This is a genomic window from Halomonas piscis (assembly GCF_031886125.1).
GTDB lineage: Bacteria > Pseudomonadota > Gammaproteobacteria > Pseudomonadales > Halomonadaceae > Vreelandella > Vreelandella piscis.
The window spans coordinates 804,171-814,548 of sequence record NZ_CP119391.1 but is presented as its reverse complement, the minus strand read 5'-3'; the positions used below and the strand labels follow the sequence as shown (position 1 = coordinate 814,548).

The 10,378-nt window shown below is 64.7% G+C and carries 9 protein-coding genes; 5 read left to right on the top strand and 4 right to left on the bottom strand.

Features of this window, described 5'->3' with window-relative positions:
- The first annotated feature begins 152 nt into the window (after window positions 1–152).
- The 3 genes from P1P91_RS03820 to P1P91_RS03810 all read left to right on the top strand — a co-directional run bounded on the left by P1P91_RS03820 (window position 153) and on the right by P1P91_RS03810 (window position 4,884).
- Window positions 153–1,292, top strand: a complete 1,140-nt coding sequence (locus P1P91_RS03820; protein ID WP_311884645.1) for a NapC/NirT family cytochrome c — start codon at window positions 153–155, stop codon at window positions 1,290–1,292.
- The gene (locus P1P91_RS03815; protein WP_311884644.1) at window positions 1,292–3,757 is read left to right on the top strand and encodes a molybdopterin guanine dinucleotide-containing S/N-oxide reductase; all 2,466 of its coding nucleotides are present in this window, start codon (window positions 1,292–1,294) and stop codon (window positions 3,755–3,757) included. Before P1P91_RS03820 ends, P1P91_RS03815 begins: the two co-directional genes overlap by 1 nt.
- A gap of 185 nt (window positions 3,758–3,942) precedes the next feature.
- The gene (locus tag P1P91_RS03810; RefSeq protein ID WP_311884642.1) at window positions 3,943–4,884 is read left to right on the top strand and encodes a 1,4-dihydroxy-2-naphthoate polyprenyltransferase; all 942 of its coding nucleotides are present in this window, start codon (window positions 3,943–3,945) and stop codon (window positions 4,882–4,884) included.
- Here P1P91_RS03810 and P1P91_RS03805 read toward each other — a convergent pair.
- The 3 genes from P1P91_RS03805 to P1P91_RS03795 form a co-directional block, all read right to left on the bottom strand.
- A complete protein-coding gene (locus P1P91_RS03805) occupies window positions 4,881–5,624 on the bottom strand; it encodes an SIR2 family NAD-dependent protein deacylase (protein WP_311884641.1) in 744 nt (247 codons plus the stop codon). The two genes, P1P91_RS03810 and P1P91_RS03805, sit on opposite strands and share 4 nt — an antisense overlap.
- A 34-nt stretch (window positions 5,625–5,658) precedes the next feature.
- The gene (gene aceK, locus P1P91_RS03800; protein ID WP_311884640.1) at window positions 5,659–7,407 is read right to left on the bottom strand and encodes a bifunctional isocitrate dehydrogenase kinase/phosphatase; all 1,749 of its coding nucleotides are present in this window, start codon (window positions 7,405–7,407) and stop codon (window positions 5,659–5,661) included.
- Between the two features lie 79 nt (window positions 7,408–7,486).
- Window positions 7,487–8,002, bottom strand: a complete 516-nt coding sequence (locus P1P91_RS03795; protein WP_311884639.1) for a CIA30 family protein — start codon at window positions 8,000–8,002, stop codon at window positions 7,487–7,489.
- Window positions 8,003–8,196: 194 nt separating this feature from the next.
- Here P1P91_RS03795 and P1P91_RS03790 point away from each other — a divergent pair, with 194 nt between their 5' ends.
- Together P1P91_RS03790 and P1P91_RS03785 are read left to right on the top strand one after the other, a co-directional pair.
- Window positions 8,197–9,378 (top strand): DcaP family trimeric outer membrane transporter, encoded by a 1,182-nt coding sequence (locus tag P1P91_RS03790; protein WP_311884638.1) that lies wholly within the window; start codon window positions 8,197–8,199, stop codon window positions 9,376–9,378.
- A 184-nt stretch (window positions 9,379–9,562) separates the two neighbouring features.
- A complete protein-coding gene (locus P1P91_RS03785) occupies window positions 9,563–10,195 on the top strand; it encodes a class I SAM-dependent methyltransferase (RefSeq protein ID WP_311884637.1) in 633 nt (210 codons plus the stop codon).
- On the opposite strand, the gene P1P91_RS03780 is transcribed toward P1P91_RS03785, so the two are convergent.
- Window positions 10,161–10,328, bottom strand: a complete 168-nt coding sequence (locus tag P1P91_RS03780; RefSeq protein WP_311884636.1) for a hypothetical protein — start codon at window positions 10,326–10,328, stop codon at window positions 10,161–10,163. The two genes, P1P91_RS03785 and P1P91_RS03780, sit on opposite strands and share 35 nt — an antisense overlap.
- Between the last annotated feature and the right edge of the window lie 50 nt (window positions 10,329–10,378).

Sequence of the window (10,378 nt, the reverse complement as noted above, 5' to 3'; positions counted from 1 at the left end):
GATATCCCAATAAATCGCGCCCAATCGCTTCTAACGTCGGGAATAAGTCCTGTTACGACGCAAGTCTGACATAAATCAAACTATATTTTCATGTACGCTGATATATTGTTAATGAACAGAGTCCATTCGTGGCACAGCATGAAGGAAAACGCATGACAGAAAAAAAACGCCGCCGCAAGAGCCTCGCCTGGGGCGCCGGCCTGCTCGTCATCGGCGCCTGCATCGGCGCGGCAGCCCTCTACGGCACGCAGTGGTCACTCAAGGCAACCTCGACCAACGAGTTCTGCGTCAGCTGCCACTCCATGGACGTCCCCTACGAGGAGTGGAAGGGCACCAACCACTTTGCCAACGCCAAGGGCATCCAGGCCGGCTGCGCCGACTGCCACATTCCTCACGAAGGCTTCGCCTATCTGGAAAAGAAGATGACCAGCGGCATCAGCGACGTGATCGCTGAGCTGTCCGGAGGCATTCCCGACGCCGACGCCTATGAAGAAAAGCGCGCCGAGATGGCCAAAAAGGTGTGGGCCGAGATGGAAGCCAACGACTCGCGCACCTGCCGCAGCTGTCACGACGCCGAGCACTGGGATCTCTACGAGCAGAGCCCCAAGGCGGCAAGCGAGCACCGCACCATGGCGGACAGCGGCGATACCTGCATCAGCTGCCACCGCGGCATTGCGCACTTCCCGCCGGACTTGGGCGACGAAGCCAAGGCGGCGTCGGGCGAGCTCAACCAGCTGGCCGCCAACCTGCCGAAAAGTCCGGAGACGCTCTATCCCATCCGCCAGCACGCGCTGTTCGAGCACCGCGATGACAGCACGCCGATGGCCCGCCTCCTGCCGAGTACGCCGCTTGATATCATCGAGCAGGACGGCGACTGGCGCCAGGTCCGCGTCAACGGCTATCAGCCGCCGGATGCCGATCGCATTCTGTATCGCCACCCCGGCAAACGGATTCTTTCGGCCTCCATCGCCGACGCCGGCCAGCAGCGCCTGAGCGTGGAAGCGGATGACAACGACGCCGGCTGGGAGCGCGCCCAGCTGACGGGCTGGGTCAAGGCCGACGCCATGGTCGCGGACGCCCAGGCCATCTGGGACTACGGCGAAGAGCTCAACAACGCCTACTGTGGCAGCTGCCACTCCGTCAAGGGCCCCAAGGACTATACCGCCAACCAGTGGCCGAGCATGGTGGATGCCTATGCCGACCGCACCTCGATCAGCGACAACGACAAAGCCCTGTTGACGTTCTATCTGCAAACCCATGCAAGCGACATGCCCAAGCAGGAGAAGCACTGATGAATACTTTCTGGAACATGAAGCGGCGCACTTTTCTCAAGGGCGGCAGCAGTTTCGTTGCCGCGGCCGCTCTCGTATCGCCTGCCAGCGCCCTGCGCGCCTTTGCCCAGGCGCCGGCAAAAACCGTTATCACTGCCGCCCACTGGGGGCCGCTTGAAGTCACCGTCGAAAACGGGAAGATCACCGGGTCGGGCCCGGCGCTGGCTGACCGCCGCGAAAACTACCTGCAGAGCGTGGTTGCCGACCAGGTCCACCACCGCGTGCGCGTCAAGCAGCCGATGGTGCGCAAGGGCTTTCTCGACGGCCTCGACGACGTCGAAACCCCGGACGGCAAGCGCGGCAAGGACGAGTTCGTCGCCGTGAGCTGGGAGCGCGCCTACGACCTTGTCGAGCAGCAGCTGCGCCGGGTGCGCCAGGAGCACGGCGCCAAATCGATCTGGGGCGGCTCCTACGGCTGGTATTCGTCGGGCAGCCTGCACGCCGCGCAAACGCTTTTGCAGCGTTTTCTGCGGCTCACCGGCGGCTATGTCGACCGCGTGAACTCCTATTCCACCGGCGCGATCAGCGTGATCATGCCGCATATCATGGGCAACGCCGAAACCACCGTGCCGCAAACCACCTGGCCGGTGATCCTCGAGCATTCGGACGTGGTCATGATCATGAGCGCCAACCCGATGAATACGCTGGAGATCGCCTGGACCAGCTCCGACGAGAAGGGCCGGCTATACTTCGAGAAGCTGCGCGACAGCGGCAAGCGCATCATCATCATCGACCCCATGTACTCGGAAACCGCGCGCTTTTTCGGCGACCGCGCCGAGTGGATCGCGCCCAACCCGACCACCGATGTGCCGCTGATGCTGGGCATCGCCCACGAGCTTTTGACCACCGAGCGCCACGACCAGGCGTTTCTCGACGAGTACACGGTGGGCTTCGAGCGCTTTGCCGCCTATCTGCGCGGCGAGGACGACGGCACCGAAAAAACGCCGGAATGGGCAGCGAACATCTGCGACGTGCCGGCCGACAAGATCCGCGAGCTGGCCACGCTGTTTGCCGACAACCGCACCATGCTCATGGCCGGCTGGGCCATGCAGCGCGCCGACAAGGGCGAGCAGACCCACTGGACGCTGGTTACGCTTGCCGCCATGCTCGGCCAGATCGGCCTGCCCGGCGGCGGCTTCGGCTTCAGCTATCACTACTCCAACGGCGGCGTTCCCCCCCATGAGGCCATTGTCGTGCCGGGCATCAGCGCCACCCCCGACGCGCCGCACCTGGCCGACCAGATCGAAGACACCAGCGAATACACGCTGCCGGTGGCGCGCATCGTCGAGGCGCTGGAAAACCCGGGCGACAAGCTCGACTACAACGGCGGCCAGGTGACCCTGCCCGACATCCGGCTGATCTGGTGGTGCGGCGGCAATCCGTTTCATCACCACCAGGACACCAACCGTCTGCGCCGGGCCTGGCAGAAGCCCGAGGTGGTCATCGTCTCCGAGCCCTACTGGACCGCCACCGCCAAGCACGCCGATATCGTGCTGCCGATCACCACCAGCTACGAGCGCGACGACATCACCATGACCGGTGACTTCTCCAACATGCACATCGTGCCGATGAAAAAGGTGGTCGAGCCCCAGCACGAAGCCCGCGACGACTATGAGGTGTTTCGCGAGCTCTCCGCGCGGTTTGGTGTCGAACAGGAATACAGCGAAGGCCGAACCCAGATGGGCTGGATCAAGCACTTCTACGAACAGGCGGCAGACGTGGCCCGCGCCAAGCGCGTACGAATGCCGCGCTTCCAGCAGTTCTGGGAAGAAAATGCCATTATCAAGAACCCGGTTGATAAAAGCCGCGGTGACTGGGTACGCCACGCCGATTTCCGCGAAGACCCCGTTCTCAACCCGCTGGGCACGCCCTCGGGCAAGATCGAGATCTTTTCCGAGACCATCGACGCCATGAACTACGACGACTGCCTGGGCCACCCGTCCTGGCTCGAGCCGGTGGAATATCTGGGCAACGCCACGCCGGAGCATCCGATCCACCTGATGACCCCGCACCTGGCCTACCGCCTGCACTCCCAGCTCAACTACACGCGCCTGCGCGACGAATATGCCGTAGCCAACCGCGAGCCGGTGTTTCTCCACCCGGAGGACGCCGCCGAGCGGGGCATCGCCGACGGCGATCTGGTACGCGTCTATAACGATCGCGGCCAGATCCTGTGCGGCGCGGTACTCGACGAGGGCATCAAGCGCCGGGTGATCGCGATCCACGAGGGCGCCTGGTACGACCCGGCCGACGACGGCGACAACGCCCTGTGCAAGAACGGCAACATGAACGTGCTGGTCGTCGACCGCGGCACCTCCAAGCTCGCCCAGGGCACCTGCGGCTACACCGCGCTGGTGCAGTTCGAGAAGTTCACCGGTACCGCGCCCGAGCTGACCGCCTTCGAGCCGCCGATCGGCGCGGCCTGATCCTGCACCTGCCGAGCGTCGCCGGCGCTCGACGCGCTCAATAGCCGTCGAGCGTTCGGCGCGTACGCTATCCCGGAGCGCGCCAAGCGCTGCACAACGCCCACGGGCGGGCCCCAAGGGCAACCGCGAGCTCTTTGCGACTCGCGTTGCCGAGCGCTCGCCCGTGGATAGCCTGGAAGGCCCAAATGACCATACAGCAGATGCCCCGCCGCAACGCCTGGCTGATCGCTGCGCGGCTACACACGCTGCCGGCAGCCGCCGCGCCGGTATTCGTGGGCACCGGGCTGGCGATTCACATGAACGTATTTGCGCCGCTGCCGGCACTCGCAGCGCTGGTCGGCGCGCTGCTCATACAGATCGCCACGAACTTCGCCAACGACTACTACGATGCCCGCTCCGGCGTCGATACCGACGACCGTCAGGGGTTCACGAGGGTGACCCAGTCCGGCCTTATCGAGCCGGGCGACGTGCGGCGCGCCATGATCGTGACCTTCGCGCTCGCGGTACTGGTGGGCACCTATCTGGTGGCGGTGGGCGGCTTGCCGATTGTCATTATCGGGCTGGCCAGCGTTGCTGCGGGCCTCCTCTATGCGGGAGGCCCGTATCCCTTCGGCTCCTACGGCCTGGGCGATCTGTTTGTGTTCGTGTTTTTCGGCCTCGTCGCCGTGACCGGCACCTACTACGTGCAGGCGGCTTCTTTTCTCCCCGGCTTTCCGCTCTGGCTGCCCTCCGGCACGCTGCCGGCCGCCGCCGTGGCGGCAAGCCTTCCCGCAGCGGCGCTGGCGACCAATATTCTCGTGGTCAATAACCTGCGCGATCGCGAGACCGACAAGGCGGCTGGCAAGCGCTCGCTGGCGGTGCTGATCGGATACCGCTGGAGCCGAGTCGAGTTTCTGGCCATGATCGGTATCGCGTACGCGATACCGGTCGTGTTCTGGTACGCGGGCTACGGGCCGCTCGTGCTCGCGCCGCTGGTAACCCTGCCCTACGCCGTTCCCGTCACGCGTACGATCCTGCAGCGAACCGACAGCGACGCGTTGAATCCGGCGCTCGCCCGGGTGGCAAAGCTGCTAGCCGCGCACTCGCTGCTGTTCGCGTTCGGCCTGGCGCTGCCGACAATAGCCTAGGCACCGGGCCCTGGCCGCGCCGCCGCGCGGGGCATGGCCAGGTTTCCCTCGCGCTGCCACTGCTCAACCAGCGCCGGCACGCCTTCGCCGGCGGCGGCGCTTACCGGCGTCACTCCCGGCGGGCTCAGCGCGTCGGCGCTGGGATCCACCAGCGCGCAGGGCACGTCCGGCCCCAGGTAGTGCAGCAGCATGGCCGCCGGCATCACCGCAAGCGAGGTGCCCACCACCAGCAAGAAATCCGCCTCTTCCACCAGCGCGCAGGCCTCGTCGAACAGCGGCACGGCCTCGCCGAACCACACCACGTCCGGGCGCAGCTGGCTCCCCTTGTCGCACAGATCCCCCAGGGCAATGCCCCCCTTGGCCAGCGGATAGCGCATGCGCTCGTCCACGCTGGAGCGGGCGTTCAGTATCTCGCCGTGCAGGTGCATCACCTGCTGCGAGCCGGCGCGCTCGTGCAGGTCGTCGATATTCTGAGTAATGACGCTGACGCGAAACCCGGCGGCTTCCAGCTCGGCAAGCGCCCGATGGGCGGCGTTGGGTTTGGCCTTGCGCACCTGCTCCCGGCGCCGGTTGTAAAACTCGAGCACGAGGGCCGGGTCGCGCTCGAAGCCCTCGGGGGTCGCCACGTCCTGCACGTTATGCTCTTCCCACAGGCCGTCGCTTGCGCGAAACGTCTTGATGCCGCTTTCCACGCTGATCCCCGAACCGCTGAATACCACCAGATGCGGCGCTTTGCTCATGGTTATCTCAGGCTCCCGTTGATGGTTGACGGCCTCAGTGTACCAGCGCGTCAGAGCCGCCGTTAAACCGCTGCTTGTTGCGGTAGGGGTAGACGTCGATCACCCGGCCGTCGCGCACGTCCTGCTGCAGCCCCTGCCAGTAGGCCGGATCAAAGAGCTCCGGGTGCAGACGATGAAACAGCGCCCGGCGCTCGGGGTTGGCAATCATGAAAGGGCCAAACTCCTCGGGAAAGATATCGTAGGGGCCGATGGACAGCGCCGAGGCATCGGCCAGCTGGCCGCCGGGAGTGCGCGGCAGAGCGCGAAAGCAGCAGTCGGTCAGGTAGCTGATTTCGTCGTAGTCGTAGAAGATGACCCGGCCGTGACGGGTAACGCCGAAGTTTTTCAGCAGCATGTCGCCGGGGAAGATGTTGGCCGCGGCCAGCTGCTTGATGGCGTTGCCGTAGTCGTTGAGCACGGTTCGCACTTCGTCTTCGTCGCACTGCTCGAGGTAGAGGTTGAGCGGCGTCATCATGCGCTCGGTATAGCAGTGGCGGATAAGCACCTTGTCGCCCTTCATGGAAACCGTGGAGGGGGCGGTTTCCAGCAGGTGCTCAAGGCATTCCGGGTCAAAGTGATCCTTGCGGGTAATGAAGTTGGAAAACTCCTGGGTGTCGGCCATGCGCCCCACCCGGTCGTGGCGCTTGACCAGCCGATATTTCTCCCTAACTCCCTGGTGGGTGATGTCCTTGGCCGGGTCGAAGACGTCGCGGATGATCTTGAACACCGTGCGGTGGGACGGCAGCACAAACACCGCCATGACCATGCCGGGAATCCCCGGCGCGAGCACAAAGCGGTCCTCGCGCCGGGCCACCTGACGGTTGAGCGTGCGGAAGAACTCGGTCTTGCCGTGCTTGAAAAAGCCGATCGCCGCGTAAAGCTCGCTTGCCGACTTGCGCGGCATCAAGTCCTGCAGGTAGCCGACGAACTCGCCGGGCACGGGCACATCGACCTGAAAATACGCCCGGGTGAAGGAAAACAGAATCGAAACCTCGTCGGGCTCGATAAGCACGGTATCCAGCCTCAGGCAGCGCTGGCGCACCGCGGCTCCGTCGTGCAGCACCGGCAGGGCCAGCGGTACCTGCTCGCCGCCGCCGCGGATTCGCCCCACCAGATACGCCCCCTTGTTGCGGTAGAACACGCTGTGCAAGAGCTCGATCTCGGCATCGTCCGCCTCGAGGATGGCCGCAGGCAAATGCTCGCGCAGAAACGCCGCGCCAAGGCCGGTATCCCGGGATAGATCGGCAAAGGGGAGCTCAAGCGGCGCCTCGGCAAGCGCCCAGGTCAAAGCCGCCTGCCAGTCGCCGTCGACCCGCCGCTGCCGGCAAAGCTCGATCCCCGAGCGGCGCGCCGCGTCGTCCCGGGAGCTGTAGACGAACACCCAGTCGTTGCGAATATGGCGGTGCTGGAAAACGGCGCAGAACAGCGAGTTGAAAAACGTCTCGGCAAGCTCGTAGTCCAGCCGCTGGCTGATCCGCTCGGCGTAATGGCCGCGTGCCGCGCGCCAGTATTCGCAGTCGGTCAGCACTTCCCGGCTGAAGGTGCGCTGCAAACGATCCCGGGTGCCGTCCACCTTTTCCTTGTACAGGTTGATGCGCTCGGCGCTGGCGCGCTGGGTTTCCTGCCAGGCCGCGTCACAAAAGCGCCGGCTGGCATCCCGGGTAATCGCCTGAAAGCGCGCGCGGTATTCGTCAAAGCCGTGGAGCACGGTCGCCGCGAGGCGATAGGCAGCGGAAAGTTTCACGGGCGCCTCCTTGTGCGTTTTGGCAAGCTTCGCCGACGCGGCGATCGCGTACGAGACGACTTTGGTGGCACCGCCGCTGTCAGGCTATTGCCGCGATATGCCCAAGGCGCAGACAAAACGCGCCGGCCCGGCGGTCGGCGATCAGCAGGCCAAGCTGGTAGATATCGCCCGGCGCCAGCGGCGGCGCAGCGTCCAGACGCTTGCCGCGACGGACGGCTTCGAATTCGCTCCAGGCAAAGCGCCACGTCTGCCATTCGTCGGCTTTGGGGGTAAACGCCACGCGGTAGGCGCTGCCGTCGTCCAGAGCGCGGCTTTTCAATCGCAGCTGGTAGGTGCGGCCGTCGCCATGGACACGCATCGCCACGCCGCCGGCGCCTGTCAGCGACGACTCAAACGCCGCCGGCTCCCGGCGTATCGAGGCAAAGCCGCCGCCGTTGGCAAGCGAGGTGCTGCCCACAAAGCGCCCCTCTCCCTCAGCCACGCGAAAGCCGCTTGACGATTCGCCGCCCATGACGCCGTCGTTGACCGCGTACCAGCGCTGGGCCTCTTTTTCCGCCGCGTCACCGGCAAGCAAAGTAAAGTTCAGTCCGGACATGCAGCTCCTCGTCAGCGGTTAGCGTTTTGTCGACTCTAGACCAAAGGATAAGTGGCTTACCCCGGCGTGGGAAGCCTCGCCTGCCGAGGAAGCCCTTGAAACTTACGGCTTCTCGGTTATAGTAGTCTTTATGATAAAAAGATATAAAAAAAGAGTCTAAAACCCACAAAAACGAAGGGATGGGAACGAAAATCATGAAACCGCAGCACACGCTCAAGCTTGCCATTCAAACGGCCGCTGCCGCAGCGGCGCTCGGCATTGCCGGCCAGGCCAGCGCCGTTGACCTGAACGTCACCGACGATGCCGAGGTCAGCCTCTACGGCTTCGCACGCCTCAACATGAGCTACGACTTTGACGGCGACAACGCGGTAAGCACCCGCGCCGGCACCTTCGACATGGACAACGACGACAAGGGCCACTTCGGCGCTGACGCTTACCAGAGCCGCCTGGGCGTCAAGGTCAAGCACGCCACGGGCGTCGACCTTACCGTAGAGGGTGGCTTCCGCGGCGGCGACGGCGGTGACTTCCGCCTGCGTCACGCCTTTGGCGAATACCGCGGCTTCCTCGCGGGCCGCACCTGGTCCAACTACAACAGCTTCGTCGGCGCCACGCCTACGCTGGACTTTGACAGCCTGGCGGGGCTTGCCGGCCTCCAGGACCGTACCGAGCAGCTGCGCTACACCACCGGCCCGCTGTCTTTCTCCGTCGAGGACACCGTTAGAGGACCCGATATTGCCTCCGGCAGCACCCCACGTCCGGGTAGTAATGAACTGGACCGCAAAGACGTTGCCAACTTCGCCGATACCCGTCAGTCAGCGCCGGCACTCACCGCGCGCGTTGAAGACTCTGCCGGTGCGGTGTCCTACTCCGCCGCGGGCCTGGTCAACCGCGTCAGCGCCGACGACGCCGCAAGCGACGACAGCGCTATCGGCTACGGCGTATTTGGCGCAACAACCATCGACCTCAACGACATGATCGCGGTGCACGGCGCGGTGAACTTTACCGACGGCGCCAACGACTACCTGTACCGCTCGGGCAACAACTTCTACGGCACCAGCGCCTACGTTGACGGCAGCGACATCGAAACCGTCAAGGGCTACGGCGGCTCGCTGGGTACCAGCCTGGATCTGGGCCAGGGCCGCAGCATCAACCTGGGCTACGGCATGACCAAGCTGGACCTGGACGATGCGGTGGACGCAGGCGCCATGACCAACGAGGCCGCCGAGAAGAACCAGAACGCCATGCTCAACTACCAGTGGACGCCGGTCACCAACGTTATGATGGGCGTCGAGTACGGCTACTATCACCAGGAAACCAAAGGCGGCAATACCAGCGAAGCCAACCGCGTGCTGTTCGCCACCCAGTACGACTTTTAAGCAGCAAGCCGCCTGACACGGCACTAGCCTGCCGTTTGACGTAACAAGTTCGAATGCCTCGCAGCAAGACACCCCGAAAGCCGGACACCCCGTTCGGCCTTCGGGGTTTTTGCGTCTGGGGTTCACGCCGGCGCTGGGCTAGACTCGACCCGACGCTACCACTTCCGGCCTTGAGGGTATTGCCATGTTCAACACCACCGCCTGGAATCGCCTGCGCTATACCGCCTACGCCCCGATTTACGACGCGGTGGCGGCGCGGGTGCTGCACAAGCCCCGGGAGGCGGCGCTTGCTCAGGTGGCATGGGCGCCGGGAATGCGCGTGCTGCTGGTAGGCGCAGGCACCGGGCTCGATCTACCGCTGCTGCCGCCAGATACCCGAGTACACGCCACCGATCTCTCGGCGGCCATGGTCAAGCGCACCGCCGACCGGGCAGCGCGCCTTAACCGCGACGTGGACTGCCGGGTGATGGACGCCGAGGCGCTTACCTACCCCGACGCGCACTTCGACGTGGTGGTGATGCACTTCATCCTCGCGGTCATGCCCGACCCGGCCCGCGGGCTGGCCGAGACGTACCGGGTACTCAAACCCGGCGGCCAGCTTTGTCTGCTGGACAAGTTCCAGCCCGATCACCGCCCCGCCGGGGCCGGGCGGCGCCTGCTCAACGCCGCTACCTCGGCTATCGCCACCGACATTACCCGCCGGGCCACGCCGCTGCTCGAGGACGCCGGCTTTATCGTCAAACGCGATACGCCGGTGCTGATGGGCTCGGTGGTTCGCGCGCTTATCGCGACTCAGGCGTCGCCGACGGCGCGATAGCGCACGCCGTCGCGCCGGCCGGCCGGATACCGGCTCGGGCGTCGCTGTCCTCGGCGAACAGGCTTAACAGCACCATGATGACCAGAGACACCAGGATGTAGAAGGCAAGGCGCTTCCAGAAGCTGATCCGCATGACGCAATCCTTGATGGGTAAACCTTGATGGACAACCCCTGACACAAGCC